Raw genomic sequence first — 19,228 nt, 5'->3', positions numbered from 1 at the left:
GATGCTGAAATGAAAAAACTGGTTTTACTGGTATTATGCTTATATATTTTTTTTCCGCCAATCGCTGACGCCGAAGAGGATTACAGCGACCTGTTTATTTTAGTCGGAGATGCCATTATGAAAGTAAAGGCTGATGACTGGGAAACAGCTGAAAAGCTTGCTGCAGAGCTGGATCAGTCCTGGCAGCAAGTGGAGAAAACGGACAGCAATGAAGCAAAAAAGGTCGGCCAGGCGATTTCAAAGTTAACGAGTGTTCTCGAAGATCATCAGAAGGAGGAGACGCTTCAGGCATTAACGAACGTATCCCATGCTCTGGTTGGTTTTGAAAAGGAACAAAACCCTGTAGACAAAGAGAAACAAAGGGAAGAAGTGAAAAATGCCTTTAACCCCATTCTGGAGGACTTATCTGCAGCCATAACAGAAGAAAATGCAGAAGAAGTCAGCAATCAATATAGGAATCTTTTAGCGATGTGGAATCGAAAGGAAAAAATGGTCCGTGACCAAAGCATTCCTCATTACGGAAAAATCGAAACACAAATGGGCTTTTTGCGGATCTCCTTAACACAGGATGAAAAGGATTTTGCCCAAATGAGGGGCATCAGTGATTCCTTATCCTCTGCTTTCCGCGAATTTGTATCTGGAAAAGAAATTAAAACAGAAGAAAACAATTTTACCCTGCAGACTTTAGCTGACATTTTAGAAGAAGTTTCACAGGCAGTTGAAAGCGGAAGAAAAGACGAAGCTGTTGAAGGATTGCAGCAGTTTCTGACAGTCTGGCCATCTGTAGAAGGAGATGTGCGGACAAGGAACGGGTCCCTATATACAAAGCTTGAAAGTGAAATTCCTGTCATAGCTGGAAAGTTGTCTTCTTCCTCTGCTGATTTGGATGCCATTCAAAAGAAAATTCTGCAGCATAAACAGGCAATCGAACTGCTGCAGGAGAAACAAAATTATACATTCTGGGATGCTGCCTTAATCATGCTTCGCGAAGGCATGGAGGCATTGCTGATCGTATCGGCGCTCATCGCCTTCTTAAACAAAGCGAACGCCCGGGACCAGCAAAAGTGGATCTGGGCTGGAGCGGCAGGAGGATTCATCATGAGCATCGCTGCGGCCGTTTTCATTAGCCAGGTGTTTTCGGCTGCCACAGCGGGAGCAAACCGGGAAGTAATCGAAGGCGTAACAGGCATCATTGCCGTGATTATGATGATGGGTGTCGGCGTTTGGCTGCACCAAAAATCTAATATGAAGGCATGGAACCAATATATTGAAAAGCAGCTTGGCTCTGCTCTATCAAAAGGGAGCATTATTTCCATGTCTCTCGTCAGCTTCCTGTCTATTTTTAGGGAAGGAGCGGAGACGATCATCTTTTATGGCGGAATGGCGCCTTCAATCAGCAAAGGAAACCTGCTAACGGGCATAGGCGTCGCTGTTGTGATATTAAGCTTATTTGCCTTCTTATTTATCCGCTACAGTAAAAAGATCGCGTTTGGTATTTACTTTAAGATTGCGACGGCTCTGATTTACTTCCTGGCCTTTAAGATCCTGGGGGTAAGCATACATGCCCTGCAAATCACCAATAAGCTGGGAACCACCCAGATCAGCAGCTTGCCGATCATTAACTGGATGGGCTTTTATCCAACCTGGGAATCTGCCATACCACAGCTTGTGCTCGTTTCCATTTTTGTCTTTACGAGTGTCATTCTAAAAAAGCAGAGCAATAAGCCCGATATGAGAGGCAGCCTGTCAAAAGCTTAACATTCGGTCTTACTTTAACCCTAACCTTGGTGGTTGGGGTTTTTTGCTGTAAAAGCACGTGTAAAACCTTAGCAACCTTTGCGTGCGGCCCCCTGCAACCATTCCTATCTTTACTTTTGGCCAAAAAATTCACCATAATGGGAGTATCGATTTGCAGAAAGGTGATTGTAAATATGATTTTTGCCGAGAAGCTTAAAAAGGAGAGGAAAGAGAGAGGGTGGTCCCAGGAGGAACTGGCTGAAAAGCTGTTTGTGAGCCGCCAGTCTGTTTCTAAATGGGAAAATGGGCAGAACTATCCCAGCATTGAAATTATTATTAAACTGAGTGATCTGTTTGGGGTTACGATTGATGAATTATTAAGGAGTGATGAGGATTTGACGGAGAAAGTGATAAAGGACAGCAGGCAATTAGCTTATCCAAGATTGAAAGTATTTTTTGATTGTTTATTTCTGATAGGATCCGCTATGTTAATCATTAAACTAAGCATTTTAGGCCTTAATCATTTTACTGAATTAGAGTTCCCTCTTCGCGGATCATTTTTCTGGAATTTCGGTCCTTTATTCTTAATGCTGGGCGGTGCAATTTTCTCTGACACATTAAAAAAGAAATATAAAAATGAGTAACGCAACCCTGCATTCTTGTGCATGGATTGTCGGGCGCACACCATGCAGCTCCTGTTATTCTGTAGATACAAGGAGGTCATCAATATGGATTTGCTGCAAAATATAAATCGGGCGATGAGGTATGTTGAAGAACATTTAACGGATGAAATTGACTTCAAAGAACTGGCAAAGATTGCATTTTGCTCGGAATACCATTTTAAACGAATGTTTTCCTTTCTAGCCGGTGTATCACTTTCCGAGTATATCCGCAGGAGACGGCTGACATTGGCTGCCTTCGACTTGAAGGATAAGAATGCCAGGGTCATTGATGTAGCGTTCAAATATGGGTATAGCTCGCCTGATTCGTTTACGAGGGCATTCCAGCAGCTTCATGGCATCACTCCTTCAGAAGCCAGGAGCAATGGCCACGCTCTTAAGGCTTATCCGCCGATGACCTTTCATTTATCTATTAAGGGAGGAAATGAAATGAACTATCGTATAGAAGAAAAAGATGCCTTTCGAATTGTGGGCTTAAAGAAGCGGGTGCCGATCATTTTTAACGGAGTGAATCCGGAAATAGCAGCCATGTGGAAGAGTTTAGATGAAAAAATGATTCTTAGGCTCAAGAGTGTATCGGATACAGAGCCGTTTGGCCTGATCAGTGCTTCAGCCAATTTTTCTGAAGGCAGAATGGAAGAAAAGGGTGAGCTGGACCATTACATCGGAGCTGCCACTGCAAAGGAATGCCCGGAGGGGATGGCATCTCTTGAGGTTCCGGCCTGTTCATGGGCGGTATTTGAAGCAGTGGGCCAGTTTCCGGAGACGCTTCAGAATGTGTGGGGACGGATTTACTCAGAATGGTTCCCTTCATCATCTTATCAGCAAATAGAAGGACCGGAAATCCTCTGGAATGAAAGCAAAGATACGGCTTCGCCCACTTTCCGCAGTGAAATCTGGATTCCGGTTTTAAAAAAATAGGACTCCTTACTATGGAGTCCACCCTTTTTAAAATAAGTATTAAACTCCTGTCTAGCTCCAATAGGAAAGCATCGGCCGTCTAATCACTGCACGACTAAAAGCGCCAGCTTTTAGGAGGAACGCCTACCCGTCGGGGGTGGGCAGGACGCTAAACTTTTCACATTTCTATTCTTTCAGCTGATCCGGCAATCCCTGGATTGAGGACACGACCACATCAAGCTTGGCTTCGATTCGGTTCAGCAGAAAAAGCGTGACCACAATCGGGAAGCCGAGTTCGCTGATCAGGGTGACCATCTGTTCCATCATGCATGCTCCTTTCTTTTTTACAAGCTATAAAAATGGCCGGGTTCCAAAGAATCCGGCCTCATTCCCTTACACTAATTCATAATCTGTTACATTTCGTTCTACTAATCTAGCCCCTTTGGCAGTAACAAGGTCACCGCCATTGCCGTCAAATGCATTCACTGCAATGATCTGTTCCATCACTGCCTTCACAGCTGCCGGATCAATAGGCTCCTTTGGGCTGTCAACCGATAATTTGGTTTCCTTGCCCAGTTCCGTTTCAAATGTCATTTCAAGTGTCTTCGCCATTCCTTTCACCTCCTGCTTTAGATATTTTCGACAAGCATTAGCCTAAAATGTCGAAGCTGTCATTTCTGTTCAGCTCAGCCAGCGGGTAGCTTGATAATCCTGCGATTGCCTGTCCCACTGTGAAAAGCTGGTCCGCTGTAGCGGATTGCTTCACGCTGTTGTAGGTTTTTGATTTGTAGACAGGCTTGCCCTGTCCATTCAATCCTGTTTCAAAAACCAGGCGAAGCTTTGAATCAATGATGATTGCCTTTGCCATTCCTGCTCACCTCCCTTTCACCTATATAATCGAAATGAAGGGTGTAAAAAGACAGGGTGCGGGAAAAATTTTTAACAAATAAGAAAGGGATAAAATTTTGATGCCGATAACTGTCTAGCTTCAATGCATCGACAGTCTAATCACCGCATGACTAAAAGCGTCAGCTTTTAGGAGGAGCGCCTACCCCCTTGAGGAGTCCCCAGGATGGGGATCATGCAGACGCTGCCGCAGGACGTGGCGTTCCTAGTCTGCGTTCCTTTGCAGGCAAGGCGTTTCTGCTTTTCTAATTAATCTTGCTGAAGTGTGGTCCTAAGTTTTGTCAGGGCCCCTTTTTTCCAGGCTTTTACCGCTGAAACGGTTACTCCATGCTGTTCGGCGATCTGGTTGATTGTCAAATCATAGAGGAAAGCCGATAGAACCCAGATGGTCTGATTTTTGGTGAGGCTGCTGCAGTAAGAAAGCAGCTGCTCTTCTTCAAGTGGCTGATGTGTATAGGAAGATTCCGCTGATGACCAGAATTCTTCACTCCGGGTGACAGTGCTGTTTTTCTGCATCCTGGTTTTTCTCAATTCATCAATCAGCTTCTGTTTAACGATGGTATAGGCGAAGGTCAGAAACTTTCCCTTTGTATGATCAAATAGATTCCATGCCTCCCAAAGCCGGATCAGGCCAATCTGAAAATAGTCTTCCTGATTTTGATAGATGTTTAAAGATCGGATAATCTGGTGAATCATCGGTTCAAATTGTGCTGCCACTTGCTCAAAGCTCTCCATACTGGATTCCCTTCAGGAAAGCGCGCTCTCTAAGTATTCCCGGGTAGCTCAAACATAGCTTTTTCATCATTTTTTTGCGAATTGGTAAAAAGTCGTAAATTGGCAGTTAAGCCCCCTTAACTCGGGACTTAGGGGGTCTAAGTCCGGACTTAGGGGGTCTAACTTAAGAGTTACGGACAGTAACGAAGTTTTTTTATTTTTTATAAAAAAATTCAGCAAAAAAATCCTCTTTACGCGCTGAAAAGCCCATTTCGAATAATTCTTCATAGTACTTCTCTTCAAATTTTCTCGTTAAAATTCCATAGAAATACGCGATAGGACGGGCGATTGTGCAGGTTTTCATTTTCCGGATCAGCTGTTTAAAAGCATCGATAGCTATCTCCTGCACAACGTTCACTTTTTGTTCACAATTGTGTTTGTATGCAGCAATGGCCGTCATTCTCCAATACTCCTCGATCTGCTTTGCTTTCGGAAAAAAGTAACGGGCAAGTTCTGTAAATGCTTTTGGAACACGATCGCTGGTAAAGCTGTAATCAAGTCCGGTTTCGGTACGTTTAGTATTCTTTTGAATGTTATTAGTTTTAGAATGATTGCTAGTTTTATTAGGGTGGTCCATTTTTTCCTTTTTGGGTGGCTCACTCTTGGGAAAACGATTAAATACATATAAGTTGCTGGATTGGGAGCCATTTTTTCTTTCCGTTTCAAGAACACTAAAGAGACCGAGGCTTGCGGCCTTGGCTGCCATTCTTTTAAAAGTGGAGCGGGAAATGCCATTGCCGCTGTATTCCATATGAATGGCCTTTAAAACGGTCCCGATCTTGGCATTGGAAACACCGGGTACCTTCGCGGCAAAACGAACGAGCTGTTTCAGCCCAACAAGTTCTCCCTTTGAGAACTCACTCTTATGTACGGCAAGCCACATTTCAAGATGGGCATTAAATTCCTGCAGATCTTTAAACTTCGAAAACTGTCCAAATTGGTCCACCCTCCCTGATTTAAGATTCATATCTTTGCACCGCCCTTTCATCTCTGATAATCGAAATGGAAGGGGGAAAAAGACAGGGTGATTGGAGAAAGATGTGACAGAATGGTGAAAACTCTTATACGCGTCTCCCTGCCGCCTGTGGCGGCTGTTCGAGCCATTTTTGCTTTATGGCAATCAGCAGACCTTTTCCGTAAAAGAGGGACATGTCTTTGGAAATGCTCAGCAGTTTTATAACAATATCGGATCTGAGACTGGAGGTCAGGGCCTGGCTGATCATGGTGAAGCAGAAGATGCCGAGACAAGTGTTTACAAAAAATAGCATGATCTTCTCGGAGAATGGAGGAATGTCCACGTCAAAAATTTGATAATCTCCTGATGAAGACAGGGGAATCTGTTCATTTTCCATAATATCTCGAAGGGAAGATAATACTTTCTCGGTTAAATCCCTTCCTTTGCTGAAATGGTCCTTCATTTCATTGCTTTCAGCAATAGTACTGAAGGTCACAAAGATCATTTTTGAGAATTGCGCTCTATGAATAATTCTCGATATATTCGCTATTTCAGGAGCATTCAGCGGTCTGGACCCGCCCATGAACCCATTTAAGTATTTAAGACTGCGGACAAACTCGATCCGATCCTCCATCTTTAATTGCGGATGCTCTTGGTAAATGCCTTTAGATAACATTAAATCTACGATTTCATTCTGTATTTTTAACGTGAATTTAAGAGTGATCTCAAAATAATCCCGAATATCTTTACGGGTGCTTTCTGATAGGGCACTTGGGTATGTGCTCAATGAAAGCTGGGTGATATCATGGCAAAAAAATAAAATGAAATGATCTGAAAATAATTTCTGTCCATTGAGCCTTACATCTTTTTCAGTAAAGCCGCGGGGAACGGAGAGATTCACTTTACTGAAAAAATCCTGGAGCTGCTTAAGATTTTTCTCGGATTGATGCAGCAGTCTTCCGGCAATCTTTTTAATTTTCCGGTCCTCTGCAGTTTGAAAAAAATAAGTGAAAAATTGCTGCTCCATGCTGTTTTTTAAATACGATGACCAAATATTTGAGATTTCAGAGACCGTCGGCTCTTTAGAAAGCACTGCCATCACTCCTTTTAGCCAAATTAATGATATAAAAATACCTTCAAGGTGCCCTTGCTGTCCATGGTAGCTAAAAGAACATTATTAATTTCTGTCTGATAGAAACGTTCTAAATGGGCGATTAGCCATCTTTCGTCCTTTTGTATGGTTTGCAGCACCGTTTTATCCACTTTGCCTTCTTTAATAATGGTTCTTGGCATATCGAATGGTTCTGCATTCCTTTGCAGGTAAGCGGGTGTAATGGGTTCATATTTAGGATCTAAAAAAAAGGATATGCTCCCGCTTGCTTCCCATAGAGCCAGCGCTACCTTTTTTACATCATCCACTTTTTTCTCCCGTAGTTCCTCCAGCAGCACATCAATAGAAATCCTTGCTTTGTTTAAGCCTTTGTATATGATTTCGCCATTCTGCACAATGATGATGGGCTTGCTGTTTACCAGTCTTCTGACTGCTGGCCATTTCAGAATACTAAATAGACTGATCAGGTAAAGCAATACCAGCACAATGGTTGTAACAATTGAACCTTTTAATCCAAGCTCCTCATCTGATAAGGGATGGGCAATAATGTTGCCTATGACGAAAGCCATTACTAAATCAAGGAGCCTTAATTGGGAAATGGCACGCTGCCCCAGCACTCTGACGACAATGACTAAGAAGAAATAAGCGATGACAGCCCTGAGTCCCCACTCCATGACAGAAAGTGAATGCTGGCTCTGAATAAAATCCATCTATGGCACTTCCTTTTGTCAGCATAAAAAGCAAGCATACATATTACAGCTTTATAAAAGTGTTTTCCTATCCAGTTGCAATTATTCAAAAGGAAGGAAGGTTTGTCAGTAGTTAACAGTACATATAAAGTTTGCCTTTTTGAAAAACTAAGCGAAAGGAGGTTAGATAAATGAAAAAATACTTATTGATGCTTTTTCTATCTCTATCTTTCTTAACGTTAACGGGCTGCGGAAACGATGAAAAGCCTGAAGAAGACGAACAGGTTGAAGATGTGGAAGAAGAGGATGAAATTGGCGACGGTGAAGTGGATGATGAGTAAATGCTAGCCTTGAAAAAAAGGAGTGCCTATCCCGGGCACTCCTTTTCATGTGGAGGATAAACACAAAACAACGATCTTATAAGGTGTGGTCTGGGCAGGGATGCTTTTGGTAGACGGACCATAGATGACAACTAAGTCTCTGTTTGAAGGGCTGCCGGAAAAGGCCTGCCCATTTGTCAGCACCATCTGGGTATACGGCGAGACGTTTAATTGCAGCTGGCCATCACCGCTGACTAGCTGGCTATTAAAATAATCTGTTTTCACATTTTGGTGAGAACTATGTTTTACGACCACAAGCGCACGGTATTGAGGAGGATATATCAGCGGAACAGGAGCATTGCCATCATAATATCCAGTAATGATATCTCCCGCTGACAGCTTGGATTGATCTAAAACGTAAGTGGAAGGGGATACGATGAAATTGACAGTTCCCCCCATTCCATTAGCAGCGGAAATGATTTTTTGGCAGCCTTCATTGTTAAAATCCGAAATCTGCGTAACCGTCCCCGTGAAATATTTAAAATTGGTCATGTTCTTCCCCCGTTCTTAAAATAATGCCTCGGATTTAACCAATATATTAAAACAGCCTACTTTACGTTCCTTTGTAAAAGTGAACATAATTTTAAATTTATTTACACTTAAAGTATAACTATTTGTACCAAATTGTTAATTCTTGTTCAGATTTGTTTACTTCCAGCTAACCAGTGTTATAATAGCAGTAGTAGAGTAGAAAAGAGTTCGTAATCCAATGACATTTCCTGAGCGATCTCTAGTTCAAATTGCGTGCTGGAGGGATATTAAATGTCTAAAACAAAGTGCGCTATTGCGAAATTAGCAAGAACATAGCTGCCGGAAAATCATTATGATTACAGCAACAATTTTTAAGTTCGGGTCAGGTACACTTACCAACCCACATTTGTAGCGACCTGGTCAGTCTCTGCAAACGGAAAAGGGAGACGCCAATTGGCATCTCCCTTTTTGTTAATTTTAACCCCATCAGCGAATCCATCAAGGCCTACACCCAAGGCATATTATCCTCCGGTAAAGCATAAGGCAGATTAGATTGGTTGGTCGGACCGCACTTCTCCAGGCATAAAAACCTCAAATCCATCACATAATAGAATTAGGCATTAATAGCCTTATTTTGTAAAGTAAAGCTTGGCCAACTCATAAACATCACTTGGGGGAATTGTACCGCCCCATACCCACCACATTACTGTGGCTAAGAAAGCAAATACAACCAACAAGCATAACCCCTGCATCAACATTGGAAAGCCTGTTGTGAAGACTTGGTACCACTTCATCCCTTTCGTGAGTCCGTTGTCCTGTTGTGTATTCTGTGTTGAGTTATGTGCTGCATTTTGGTCGGTTGCAGCTTGTGTAACCTGTGTAACCTGTGTTTCCTGTAAAGCAGTAGTAGTAGTATTCAAATTCGTATCCTGTTTCATTTCTGAGTACCTCGTTCTTTCATAGAATATGTGAACGGAGGACAGAAACCTTAACCTTACACTCCTTATTTTACCATGGACGTTTACAATAAGAGAACACTTAAACCCCCTATTTGAAAATATATATACATTTTTAGGGGGAAAAGGCAAAAAAAGTGATGCAAAAAAAAACTGCAAAAGCAGCCTTTTAATTTCTTTGCATTATCTCTTTAATCCGTTACTCCAGGTAGTTACTCAAAAGTGTATTCAACAGTTTGCTCTGCTGTAATGTCTTCAAATGTATCAGCATTCATTGTGTAACCGAAAACCAATTTGACATTGCCAATGTCGCCATCTTTAAGGACAAAAGCATCTGTATATTCTTTCTTCACTTTTCCGATAAATTCTGAATCCATATCAGCATCATCAATTAAGAAGTCTTTCACTTGACCGTCAATCTGCTCACCTTTGTCAGTGATCACGTTCATTAAATCATACCATTCAACATTCTGGTCTGCTGTGTTCTCAGCAGTGTACTTAACCTGTACATAAGAGAAACCTTTCTTTAAAAGCTCCGCTTCTCCATCCATCTGCAACGCTAAATCCTCTGCAAATGTTGGGTCTACATCAGATAACTTAATGACCTTAATATCCTGTACAGTTACTTTCAACGGTGCAACGTCAACTGTTTCATTCACTTTCTTAATCTTCATGAGTTCAGCTTTCCCAGCTTCACTTTCTGCTTTCTGGCCAACTTCATCCAGGATTGTGTTACCAGCTTCGTCCTTTTTAGGCTTAGATACGTTTTTATCTTTCTGATCCGCTGGCTTTGCTTCTTCTTGTGGTTCACTGCTTCCGCTTGTTTCATCAGAAGAACTGCATCCTGCCAGCAATCCACCGACTAACAAACCAGAAAATAAGATTTTTGAAAACTTCAGCATTTTGAAATGCCCCCCAAATAAGTATTATTTTTACATTGATAATCATACCATTTTACCTAGAAAATGCTACCCAAAGTGAACGTGTTTTTATTGGAAATTATTTGATAATGTCGTAGCCATCTTTTGTTCGATAAGCCTTGAATACCGGAACGTCCTTTTCCTCTAAAATCAATTTCTCCAATTGTTCTTCAGCAGCATCAGGAAGATTAGCTCCTTTATGTAAAACGTTAATCGCTTCTTGATATGCTGCAGCCGCTTTAAAAGACGGACATTGAGAAAGCCTATCTTATTGGTAAAATTTACAAAACATTACTCTTAATCCAATCTTTACATGAAATTTACATTCGCTCTGTATAATTTCCTTATAGGTCATTAGTATGATAGTTTGGGGGTTTTGGATAAATGAAGAAGCGGCTGGAAAACTTTGCGGAAGCCTTCAGCCATAAGCTGAACATGGGCACAAGATTATTGGCACTGTTTTTTACCCTGCTGCTGCTATCGATAGCGGCAGTCGGATTTAGTTCCTATCTTAAAACAAAGGACATGGCAATCAAAACCATTGAGGATAGATTGGCAAGAGAAGCGGAATTAATGGGATACATAGCGGAAAACTTAAAGTTTGTGTATGTCAGTGATGAAGCTTACTTTAAGCAGCAGCTCGAGGCCAGTGTCCGTTCTCAGCAGAAAAAGCTGCAGTCGGATGGGATTGCCTCTGATTTTTTCTATCTTGCAGATAACAAGATTACGCCTTTTAAGGTCAGCAGCAAAACGGATGCCACTTTTTCAAGGGATACGATCAATGAGATCACCACAATGAAAAATGGCGTCATACACATTGAGATGAACGGGATAGATTATACTGCGGCCTTTCAGGAGATGAAGGAAATTAGCGGCGTCTATGTAGTCCTCATCCCGGCAAAAGCCTATATGTCTGATGTGCATGCAATCGGGTATTTTATGATTGCAGCGATTGTGGTCAGTTTATCTGCGGCTTCAGCCATTATCAGTCTTTTTGTCAGAAAAATTACGAAGCCTTTGAACTTATTAAGAAACACCATGCGGGAGGTCCGGGAAGGAAACCTGCAAAACCCGCTTGAGATTCATACAGAAATTCCCGAAATTGTTTCTCTGCAGAAAAGTTATAACAGCATGATTGAACAAATGAGGAGCCTGCTGCGGGAGCTGACCGGCACAACGAAGGAGCTGGAGAGTACGGGCAATGAGCTGAAAGGTTCATCCTTCAGTGCTCTTGAAAGCGGGCAGCAGCTGGTATCAGCCATTCACCTCGTGAAGTTAGGGGCAGAGCAAACCGCAGCCAGTTCTGAAAATAGTGCGGCCAGTTTCAAAGAAATGAAAGATAAGTTTGAAGACATGTTTCTGCATATGCAAAGTGTAAACCGCAGCTCGGAGGTGATGAATGATTCTGCCAGGCGCGGCGGGAACAGCATCAGTGATCTGATCGCTGCCATTCATTCCTTTGGCTCGGAGTTTGGAAAATTGACCCTGACAATAAAAGAGGTCAAAGACCATTCCTTAGCGATTACAAATCTTGTCGGAATGGTAAAAGGGATTGCTGAACAAACAAGGCTGTTATCCTTAAATGCTTCCATCGAGGCTGCCCGGGCAGGAGAGGCAGGGAAAGGCTTTGCCGTGGTCGCAGGAGAAGTCCGGAAACTGGCTGAGCAATCTGCGGGTGCTGCAGAAGATATCACTCAGGGAATAAGAAATATGGAGAATATAACTCTCAGGGCTTCAGAGGAATTTGACCAGCTCCATACGGAGATAAAAGGCAATCTTGAGATGGCAGGCCAATCTAAAATATCATTGGACGAGCTGATGAATGAGATTTCTAATGTAAGCGGAAAGCTCCAAACCATGCAAACGGAGCTGAAAGGCCTGGAAAAAACGCTGCCGCAGCTTGAACAGGGAGCTGAACAGTTCTCATCTGTTTCACAGGAAACATTGGCCAGTGCAGAAGAGATGCTTGCTGCCAGTGTGATTCAAACAGGGCAAATGGAGAAAACGGATAAAATTGGGATGAAACTCAACTCTCTGTCAGGGTCATTATCTGAACTGACAAGCCATTATAGGGCATAGCAATTAGAAAAGCGCAAGGCGAGGCTAAAAATGCCGCCGAACTCCCCAAAAGCTGCTCTAGAGTGTTGGGAAGTTAGACGGTTAATTAATCTATTAAAAAAGTGAACCAGGCATTGGATGCCTGGTTCACACCTTCTCTGTACGCAATCCGCTGCTTAACAAAGCTTCATCATTTTTTCATTATTTTAATCCATAAGCCTTGATAATCTCCTGATTTACACGATTGCCAGCATCATCCCATGCACTGGCACGCAGGGAGACAGAGCTTCCCTTCTTATTTGGATGCTTGATTTCAGCAGACCAGCCATTGCCCATGGAAACTAACTTTGCAGCTTCCCATGTCTTTCCTTCATCAAAAGACACTTGCAGGCTGGCTCCTTTTATTCTGCCGTTTTCCGGAGCATCGGCTATTTGAACAGCTGATAAATCAAGCTTAATCTTTTTTCCGGCTGTGGAGGTGCCTGACATGTCAGTATCCACTTTATAATCAAGAGAAATCAGCGGAAGAGCAGTCTGGAATTCTGCTTGCTTCTGTGACCAGAATTTCCACTCCGTATGTGTACGGATTGATGTGTTCCAGCGATCTGCATCACGGGCAGCATCACTTACTAGTTTGTACTGGGTTTTCTCTTGCGGAAATTCATTAAATAAGTAGAGTGCCTGGCCCTTTCCTTCTTTAACCAGCTTATTCCCTTGATATAGCTTTAATGTTTGATCGCCAGGGTAATTCATCTCAGCTCCCGTATGTCCAGGTCCTGAGTCAGCCCAGGCAGGAACATTTAATATCAAATTATTGCCTGAACGGTATGGAGCCCAGAAACCATCACCAAAACGAGGACGGACGACTGGTGAAAACCACTCTTCATTCAACGTTTGACCCGGTTTGTAATCCACTTTTGGCTGTCTTACTTCCCACTGGGCATCAAGAACACCAGCCTGGTGGTACCATGATGTGCCTTTTTGTGCCGATACCCACTCTGTTCTGACAGACGGAAGTGACAGGGTCTGCAGGAAGCCTACTCCGGCAAAGCTGTGCGCCAAAATATCATACCGGAACTCAGCACCCGGAGCAGGACGGTCTGATTTATATTCAGAGTTGATTTTAACAAGGTCCTTCGTTTTCGGAGAATAGTTTACCTCTTTAGGCACTGCCTGATGATGCATGTCCACCAGGTCATATAAGTAATCCGAGTCAGGTGTACCCTCGACTTTTAAAGTCAATTTTCCAGACTTGGCAGCTGCGATCAGCTCTTTGCCTTCAGTGCTGCTGATACCAGCAACCGGTAGAGGGCTGTTGGAAAGTGAAAAATCTTCATTTTCTATTCCTACCCATTCACTAAGCTCCTGAGGTCCATCATTAACGGTAATCAATAGTTGTGCTCCTGCTGCTAACGCTGCTGCAGCACGTTCTGATCCTGTTAATGCATCACTGCGCTGCACAATTGCGGCTTTTCCCTTTACATCCAGCTTTTCATAATCCGCTGGAGATCCATTTCCGGCATAGACAGCATTCAAATTAAACTTCCCATTCAGGAGAGTGCTTCCAGCCTGCGGGATATCATCCAATTCCTTTCCTTTGTAACTGATTGTCAGCATTGGCTCTGCCAGGCGCCAGCGCGTAGCTTGTGTGAATTCGCCATCTTTTACTTTCTCTGTTGGGGCAGCATACATTTTATCCACGACTGCCGGCATAATGTAAATGTCATTCACCTGGTTTCCATTAATGCTTCGGTAATATTCCAGTTTCCGGTAATTTGCTTCTGTCTCTTTTGGAACATCCACAGTAATTTCGTTTGCCTTGCGGGCATCCAGCATAACTGTCTGAGGGCCATCCATGTTAATTTCCGGGTCGCCGACAAGTGCGACACCTGCATGATCTGTATCCGCATCAACGTCCATCATGGACATAACGGAATACGTTCCTTTCGGCAGCCGCAGCTCCTTCGTACCTTCCACTGACATGAACTGAGGATCGCCAGTTGGGCCCAACAGGTAAAAGTATGCTGAGGCAGCTTCCCCATCCCGATCAACTGCCTTTATGGTAAGGGGATACCTTTCATCTTCTTTAATCATGCCTAATACAGTATGGATAATTTTTTGACCCTCTGCTGCAGCACTGATATGGCCCTGATAACGGGTACCAAAGTCACTGTTATTTGGGTCGAGTGTAACTGTAACCTCGGCACTTCCATTAGCTGGAATAGTCACTTTTTCTGATGAAAGTTTTACCATTCCGGCAGGAGCATCGGTGTCATGGCCATCCTTTATCGATACTGACAGATCCAATGTCACATCCTGGCTGCTATCGTTTGTATACGTAATGGTCTTCTCAGCCGGAACATCATTCTCATGAGGCCAGTCATAGAAGCCAAAATCGAGGGACCCAGTTGCCCTTATATTGCCAAGCACTGCAGCTTCAGCATCAAGACGACCAGTTCCGCCTTCAAAAGGCTTAATGTCCTCCAGCTTCTTTGTGGTGCTCATCAGAGCTTCTTTAAGCTGTCCTCCGGTCCAGTCAGGGTGGCGCTGGGAGAGAAGGGCTGCAGCTCCAGCAACATGAGGTGTTGCCATTGATGTGCCATCCATGCTCATGTAAGAGCCGCTTCCCTGGTTCGTATATTGAGAACGCGCAGCCATGATTCCAACTCCAGGAGCAGTAAGGTCAGGCTTTAATCCTGAGCTTCCAAAGCTAGGCCCTTTAGACGAGAACCAGGCAAGATTGTCGGACCTGTCCACGGCGCCAACAGTAAGAGCTTCGTCAGCAGCTCCTGGTGATCCGATTCCTTCACTGCCAGTGTTCCCGGCAGCAATAACAAACAAGGAGCCGGTTTCTTTACTAAGATTGTTCACCGCTTGAGCCATTGGGTCCGTTCCATCGCTTGGTTCAGAACTGCCCAGGCTCATATTGACGATTTTGGCGTTTTCAGCAGCCCACTCCATTCCATCTATAATCCATGAATCCTGGCCAAAACCTTCATTACTCAGGACTTTTCCTACAAGGAGGCGTGAGCCGGGAGCCACACCCTGATTCCGTCCTTCGGAGGCTTCACCTGTGCCAAGCACTGTAGAAGCCACATGTGTCCCATGTGCATGCATATCGGTCACTTCTTCACCTGGAACGAAGCTCACTGCCTCATCCAATTGGCCTGCAATGTCCGGATGCTCTGAATCAATTCCGGTATCAAGAACAGCCACCTTTACGCCTGTTCCATCATAGCCGGATTCCCAAGCTGAAGGGGCTCCGATCTGAGGGACACTTTGTTCAAGAGAAGCTTCGACACGGCCATCCAGCCAGATTTTTTCAATGCCTGGAGCCAGTACAGCTTTAGACTTCTTAGAAGTTTTGTTTGCTTTAGTCACTTCTTTCCAGAATTCCTTTGTTTCTTTCTTATCAGCTGAGACTGCTACACTATCTATGCTTTCAAGCACATGGGTTTTCTTTGAGCCTTTTGGGGCTGGAGGAGCATCAGCTGAACGGCCTTTGGATTCGGAATATTGAATGATGACCGGTAATTCCTTTTGATTCTCGTCATCATAGCCATCTTTAATTAAAGCCGTAATATTGAACAGGTCCTGGTCTAAAAATCCGGAAGCCAGATATGGCATAGCCTGATCAGGAATGACATACGTTTCCTTGTTGGCTGTCAAAATACGTGCTCCACTTGCGGAAGGATCCGCTGGTTCAACATGAATGATATTCTTTCCATCTGCAAATTCAGTTACGGTTACGACATCACCTGTAATAAGGGTGATGACATGCTTGCCTTTACTGGCTTTTGCATTCATCCCTTGCAGATCGGTTATGGCCGCTTTGCCATCTGCCCCTTTTAGAATTCCTTTTCCTGAATCATCAGCCGAAGCCTGCAGGGGCGGAACGGCCAGCATAGCAGCAGCCATGGCAGCTGTTAAATACTTTTTCAACCTGAAATCTCCCATCGTGCCCATTCTCCTCTTCAAATCAGTATAGTAATTCACTTTTAAAGCAGCTGGGAAATCACCCCTATTAACTGCTTTAATTAATCAAGGACCAACCTCCTTAAATACTTGATTCATAGTTTGTAAGGACCTTCTAATGAAAAGTATAGAGAAGAAAGAACATTCTGTTAATTGGGGAAATTCAAAGGCGGTTTAAGTGTTAAAACCGGGTAAAAAGAATTAGGTTTTAATAAAATGATGGATGATTGGGAGTGTTTGTAGGTATTTATGACAATAAAATTTGGGGTTATTTAATAGGGAAAGAAAATAATATTCTAATTTACTGCAAATCTATTAATTTTAACATTCGAATTCTTGTGCTTATGCAAGGCTGATTTTTTAAACAATCAGCTGATTAGTCAAAAAGGACTGGCGGAAAAGCACCGTCAGTCCTTGCTTTATACATCAAAAACACCCTCATAAATCTTCTTCAAATCATCACGAAGCTTCTCGACCGGTATGAACCGAGCCTCCCTTAGAACTTCTCTTCCATCCAGATATAAAGCAATCACGGGCACTGTAAAAGCCATGAGGAACCCGGCTATCTCAGTGACCTTTCCTGCATTCACAAATCGTGCTTCTATACGGGGATAATCTTCCAACACTTCCTCAACCTGAGGAAGCAGACCATGACAGACGCTTCAGCCGTCAGTCAGCACATATATCAGGCCTAGCTCAGCGCTCTGAATAAACTGGTGCACCTCTTCCATCTTCGTCAGCTCTTTCATCGTCATCATCCTCTCCTGCCGGCATTTTTTCCATTATACAATAGGATTTCCATAACCACTTCTAGAATACCTTATCAGGAAGGAGTGGTTATATTGGCAAATCTATGGGAGGAAAAGTTCTCCGCAGAAGGATATTTATATGGCGATGAGCCCAATGAATTTATCAGAGAGCAGGCGTGGCGGCTTGAAGGGCACACGCGAGTTGCTGCTTTGGCTGAGGGTGAGGGCCGGAATGCTGTTTTCCTTGCAAGAAAGGGGCATGAGGTAACTGCATGGGATTATACACAAAGCGGCTTAATTAAAACACAGCAGCTGGCTGAACGCCATCATGTCAGAATAGAAACAGGACAGAAGGATCTTATTCATGATCCTGTGCCCTCAGGGGAGTATGATGCTTCGATTATGGTTTTCGGCCATTTTCTGAAAAAAGACCAAAAGACTGTTTTTGATAAGCTGGTTTCCGTTGTAAAGCCGGGTGGAATCGTCATGCTTGAAGTCTATTCAGAGGATCAGCTCCGCTATGGAACAGGCGGGCCTAAAAGTGTTGATATGGTTTATGATCCCGCAGATCTTCTCCAATGGATTAAGAGCTATAAAGTCCTTCATTTCTTTTATGGCGAACAGGAGAGAGTGGAAGGAAAAGGCCATACAGGTACGGGACATGTGATTCAGGCTATATTGCAGAAATAGAAAAAGGAGGCATAAGCGGCCTCCTTTACCTATTTTTAAGATGTAATTGATTGAGTTCTGTTTACCTTGGCAGAATAAACACGATACAACACGAATGCCAATCCGGAAAGCAGGATTCCCGAGATGTACGGGGCGCCTATACTCATTGTAAAAAGCCAACCGCCAAGCGGGGGCCCGATAATACGTCCAAGAGAGTCAAATGATGACAGCAGGCCAGTCGTGCTGCCGTGTCCTGTCTGAGATGTCTTTGTCAGCAGGGAAGATACGCTCGGGCGGATAAACCCGTTTCCGATGCCGAAAACTGTTAAGAAAATCGCTGCTGTGGTAAAACTGTCAACCAGGAGGATAAGTCCAAAGCCAATGGCAGATATGATGACCCCCAGCTGAATCACTGCCCCTTCTCCGTACTTTTTCGTCATTCTTCCTACTAAACCGCCCTGTACAAGGGCGCCTCCAAACCCCATGATCATAAAGATATAGCCAAGCTCCACGGTCCCAAGGCCAGCTTTTTCAGCAGCAAAATACGCGAAGGTTGCTTCCAGACCTGCCAGTGACAGCGAAACAAACAGCTGAAGGATAAACAAAATTCCAGTGTTTCCGCTTAAAGCTGTTAAAAGTCCTGGACGCTTAGCAGTTCCCTGGCTGCGCTGCTCTGGTGAAAGGGATTCCTTCAGCACAAGCATGACAAGGAAAAATGTGATAAACGAAGATGTTCCTGCGGCGTAGAAAGGAATGTTCAAACTTTCCCGGGAAAAGATGCCCCCGATTGCCGGCCCAAAAATAAATCCTAAGCCAACTGCAGCTCCAATGATCCCCATCCCTTTTCCGCGGTCTTCTTCTGATGTAATATCCGCTACATAGGCCATGACAGTCGGCATATTGGCAGATGACAGGAAGCCGCCGATGATTCTGGCAGCAAACAGCATCCAAAGCTCAGTGGATAAGGCCATCATGAAAAAAGACAGGCCAAGGCCAAAGATGCCGATCATTATGACCGGTTTGCGTCCGATTTTATCGGAAATGCGCCCCCACATAGGCGCAAACAGCAGCTGCATCAACGAATAAACGGCCATTAATAGGCCCAGTTCAGTGGGTGAGGCCCCTAATTCTTCCGCATAAAAGGGGATGACAGGTATGATGATTCCAAACCCCACCATAACAAGAAACATAACTGCGAATAAAAGAGGCAGTGCTTTTTTTGTATTCAACGTGTTCACTCCAGTTAAGATCAAATTCCATCTAAGTATTATGATTATAACAAAAACATTCCCATACTT

Annotated in this window: 19 protein-coding genes; 6 read left to right on the top strand and 13 right to left on the bottom strand. The window is 43.7% G+C overall.

Annotated features, from left to right (window positions below):
- Nucleotides 1–9 precede the first annotated feature (9 nt).
- From ACR42H_RS26435 to ACR42H_RS26425, 3 genes are all read left to right on the top strand, one after another.
- Nucleotides 10–1,758, top strand: coding sequence for an FTR1 family iron permease (locus ACR42H_RS26435; protein ID WP_113882460.1), 1,749 nt, complete (start codon nucleotides 10–12; stop codon nucleotides 1,756–1,758).
- A 173-nt stretch (nucleotides 1,759–1,931) separates the two neighbouring features.
- Nucleotides 1,932–2,381 carry a helix-turn-helix domain-containing protein gene (locus ACR42H_RS26430; protein WP_113882459.1) on the top strand — a complete coding sequence of 150 codons (450 nt, stop codon included), beginning with the start codon at nucleotides 1,932–1,934 and terminating at the stop codon, nucleotides 2,379–2,381.
- Nucleotides 2,382–2,465: 84 nt separating this feature from the next.
- Nucleotides 2,466–3,338, top strand: a complete 873-nt coding sequence (locus ACR42H_RS26425; RefSeq protein WP_113882458.1) for an AraC family transcriptional regulator — start codon at nucleotides 2,466–2,468, stop codon at nucleotides 3,336–3,338.
- A gap of 165 nt (nucleotides 3,339–3,503) precedes the next feature.
- Here the strand turns inward: ACR42H_RS26425 and ACR42H_RS26420 are convergent, their stop codons facing one another.
- The 7 genes from ACR42H_RS26420 to ACR42H_RS26390 form a co-directional block, all read right to left on the bottom strand.
- Entirely contained in the window at nucleotides 3,504–3,641 is a 138-nt protein-coding gene (locus ACR42H_RS26420) for a YvrJ family protein (RefSeq protein WP_113882457.1), read from the bottom strand.
- Between the two features lie 69 nt (nucleotides 3,642–3,710).
- A complete protein-coding gene (locus ACR42H_RS26415; RefSeq protein WP_113882456.1) occupies nucleotides 3,711–3,929 on the bottom strand; it encodes a DUF2922 domain-containing protein in 219 nt (72 codons plus the stop codon).
- Between the two features lie 37 nt (nucleotides 3,930–3,966).
- Nucleotides 3,967–4,185, bottom strand: a complete 219-nt coding sequence (locus ACR42H_RS26410) for a DUF1659 domain-containing protein (RefSeq protein WP_113882455.1) — start codon at nucleotides 4,183–4,185, stop codon at nucleotides 3,967–3,969.
- Nucleotides 4,186–4,472: 287 nt separating this feature from the next.
- The gene (locus ACR42H_RS26405; protein ID WP_113882454.1) at nucleotides 4,473–4,958 is read right to left on the bottom strand and encodes a sigma-70 family RNA polymerase sigma factor; all 486 of its coding nucleotides are present in this window, start codon (nucleotides 4,956–4,958) and stop codon (nucleotides 4,473–4,475) included.
- Between the two features lie 193 nt (nucleotides 4,959–5,151).
- Nucleotides 5,152–5,964: a hypothetical protein gene (locus ACR42H_RS26400; protein WP_436374275.1), complete on the bottom strand. Its 813-nt coding sequence runs from the start codon at nucleotides 5,962–5,964 to the stop codon at nucleotides 5,152–5,154.
- Nucleotides 5,965–6,058: 94 nt separating this feature from the next.
- On the bottom strand, nucleotides 6,059–7,051 hold the full coding sequence (locus tag ACR42H_RS26395) for a DUF3231 family protein (RefSeq protein ID WP_436374273.1): 993 nt from the start codon (nucleotides 7,049–7,051) through the stop codon (nucleotides 6,059–6,061).
- A gap of 17 nt (nucleotides 7,052–7,068) precedes the next feature.
- Nucleotides 7,069–7,773 carry a DUF421 domain-containing protein gene (locus ACR42H_RS26390; protein WP_113882451.1) on the bottom strand — a complete coding sequence of 235 codons (705 nt, stop codon included), beginning with the start codon at nucleotides 7,771–7,773 and terminating at the stop codon, nucleotides 7,069–7,071.
- A gap of 170 nt (nucleotides 7,774–7,943) precedes the next feature.
- Here ACR42H_RS26390 and ACR42H_RS26385 point away from each other — a divergent pair, with 170 nt between their 5' ends.
- Nucleotides 7,944–8,093, top strand: a complete 150-nt coding sequence (locus ACR42H_RS26385; protein ID WP_436374271.1) for a hypothetical protein — start codon at nucleotides 7,944–7,946, stop codon at nucleotides 8,091–8,093.
- Nucleotides 8,094–8,138: 45 nt separating this feature from the next.
- Here the strand turns inward: ACR42H_RS26385 and ACR42H_RS26380 are convergent, their stop codons facing one another.
- From ACR42H_RS26380 to ACR42H_RS26370, 3 genes are all read right to left on the bottom strand, one after another.
- On the bottom strand, nucleotides 8,139–8,624 hold the full coding sequence (locus ACR42H_RS26380) for a hypothetical protein (protein WP_436374269.1): 486 nt from the start codon (nucleotides 8,622–8,624) through the stop codon (nucleotides 8,139–8,141).
- A gap of 608 nt (nucleotides 8,625–9,232) precedes the next feature.
- Entirely contained in the window at nucleotides 9,233–9,541 is a 309-nt protein-coding gene (locus ACR42H_RS26375; RefSeq protein ID WP_436374267.1) for a hypothetical protein, read from the bottom strand.
- Nucleotides 9,542–9,771: 230 nt separating this feature from the next.
- A complete protein-coding gene (locus ACR42H_RS26370) occupies nucleotides 9,772–10,461 on the bottom strand; it encodes a hypothetical protein (protein WP_436374265.1) in 690 nt (229 codons plus the stop codon).
- 402 nt (nucleotides 10,462–10,863) lie between these two features.
- Here ACR42H_RS26370 and ACR42H_RS26365 point away from each other — a divergent pair, with 402 nt between their 5' ends.
- Entirely contained in the window at nucleotides 10,864–12,558 is a 1,695-nt protein-coding gene (locus tag ACR42H_RS26365; RefSeq protein ID WP_436374263.1) for a methyl-accepting chemotaxis protein, read from the top strand.
- 180 nt (nucleotides 12,559–12,738) lie between these two features.
- Here ACR42H_RS26365 and ACR42H_RS26360 read toward each other — a convergent pair whose 3' ends face one another.
- Complete coding sequence (locus tag ACR42H_RS26360) at nucleotides 12,739–16,479, bottom strand: S8 family serine peptidase (RefSeq protein ID WP_436374261.1); 3,741 nt, start codon at nucleotides 16,477–16,479, stop codon at nucleotides 12,739–12,741.
- A 452-nt stretch (nucleotides 16,480–16,931) separates the two neighbouring features.
- Complete coding sequence (locus tag ACR42H_RS26355; protein WP_243856172.1) at nucleotides 16,932–17,102, bottom strand: thioredoxin; 171 nt, start codon at nucleotides 17,100–17,102, stop codon at nucleotides 16,932–16,934.
- A 252-nt stretch (nucleotides 17,103–17,354) separates the two neighbouring features.
- On the opposite strand from ACR42H_RS26355, the gene ACR42H_RS26350 reads away from it, so the two are divergent.
- Nucleotides 17,355–17,951 carry a class I SAM-dependent methyltransferase gene (locus ACR42H_RS26350; protein WP_113882446.1) on the top strand — a complete coding sequence of 199 codons (597 nt, stop codon included), beginning with the start codon at nucleotides 17,355–17,357 and terminating at the stop codon, nucleotides 17,949–17,951.
- Nucleotides 17,952–17,986: 35 nt separating this feature from the next.
- Here ACR42H_RS26350 and ACR42H_RS26345 read toward each other — a convergent pair whose 3' ends face one another.
- Nucleotides 17,987–19,159 carry an MFS transporter gene (locus tag ACR42H_RS26345; RefSeq protein WP_436374258.1) on the bottom strand — a complete coding sequence of 391 codons (1,173 nt, stop codon included), beginning with the start codon at nucleotides 19,157–19,159 and terminating at the stop codon, nucleotides 17,987–17,989.
- Nucleotides 19,160–19,228 lie beyond the last annotated feature (69 nt).

This window comes from Cytobacillus sp. BC1816, from assembly GCF_051353635.1.
GTDB classification, from domain to species: domain Bacteria; phylum Bacillota; class Bacilli; order Bacillales; family Cytobacillaceae; genus Cytobacillus; species Cytobacillus oceanisediminis_C.
Note: the sequence above shows the minus strand (reverse complement) of the source record. Positions and strands in the feature narration are given on the sequence as shown.

Excerpts from the sequence above, each read along its gene's own strand:
- ACR42H_RS26385 (WP_436374271.1), top strand. The coding sequence starts at position 7,944 with ATGAAAAAATACTTATTGATGCTTTTTCTATCTCTATCTTTCTTAACG.
- ACR42H_RS26380 (WP_436374269.1), bottom strand. The coding sequence starts at position 8,624 with ATGACCAATTTTAAATATTTCACGGGGACGGTTACGCAGATTTCGGAT.
- ACR42H_RS26420 (WP_113882457.1), bottom strand. The coding sequence starts at position 3,641 with ATGGAACAGATGGTCACCCTGATCAGCGAACTCGGCTTCCCGATTGTG.
- ACR42H_RS26365 (WP_436374263.1), top strand. The coding sequence starts at position 10,864 with ATGAAGAAGCGGCTGGAAAACTTTGCGGAAGCCTTCAGCCATAAGCTG.
- ACR42H_RS26415 (WP_113882456.1), bottom strand. The coding sequence starts at position 3,929 with ATGGCGAAGACACTTGAAATGACATTTGAAACGGAACTGGGCAAGGAA.
- ACR42H_RS26400 (WP_436374275.1), bottom strand. The coding sequence starts at position 5,964 with ATGAATCTTAAATCAGGGAGGGTGGACCAATTTGGACAGTTTTCGAAG.
- ACR42H_RS26435 (WP_113882460.1), top strand. The coding sequence starts at position 10 with ATGAAAAAACTGGTTTTACTGGTATTATGCTTATATATTTTTTTTCCG.
- ACR42H_RS26370 (WP_436374265.1), bottom strand. The coding sequence starts at position 10,461 with ATGCTGAAGTTTTCAAAAATCTTATTTTCTGGTTTGTTAGTCGGTGGA.
- ACR42H_RS26375 (WP_436374267.1), bottom strand. The coding sequence starts at position 9,541 with ATGAAACAGGATACGAATTTGAATACTACTACTACTGCTTTACAGGAA.
- ACR42H_RS26410 (WP_113882455.1), bottom strand. The coding sequence starts at position 4,185 with ATGGCAAAGGCAATCATCATTGATTCAAAGCTTCGCCTGGTTTTTGAA.
- ACR42H_RS26430 (WP_113882459.1), top strand. The coding sequence starts at position 1,932 with ATGATTTTTGCCGAGAAGCTTAAAAAGGAGAGGAAAGAGAGAGGGTGG.
- ACR42H_RS26390 (WP_113882451.1), bottom strand. The coding sequence starts at position 7,773 with ATGGATTTTATTCAGAGCCAGCATTCACTTTCTGTCATGGAGTGGGGA.
- ACR42H_RS26425 (WP_113882458.1), top strand. The coding sequence starts at position 2,466 with ATGGATTTGCTGCAAAATATAAATCGGGCGATGAGGTATGTTGAAGAA.
- ACR42H_RS26405 (WP_113882454.1), bottom strand. The coding sequence starts at position 4,958 with ATGGAGAGCTTTGAGCAAGTGGCAGCACAATTTGAACCGATGATTCAC.
- ACR42H_RS26395 (WP_436374273.1), bottom strand. The coding sequence starts at position 7,051 with ATGGCAGTGCTTTCTAAAGAGCCGACGGTCTCTGAAATCTCAAATATT.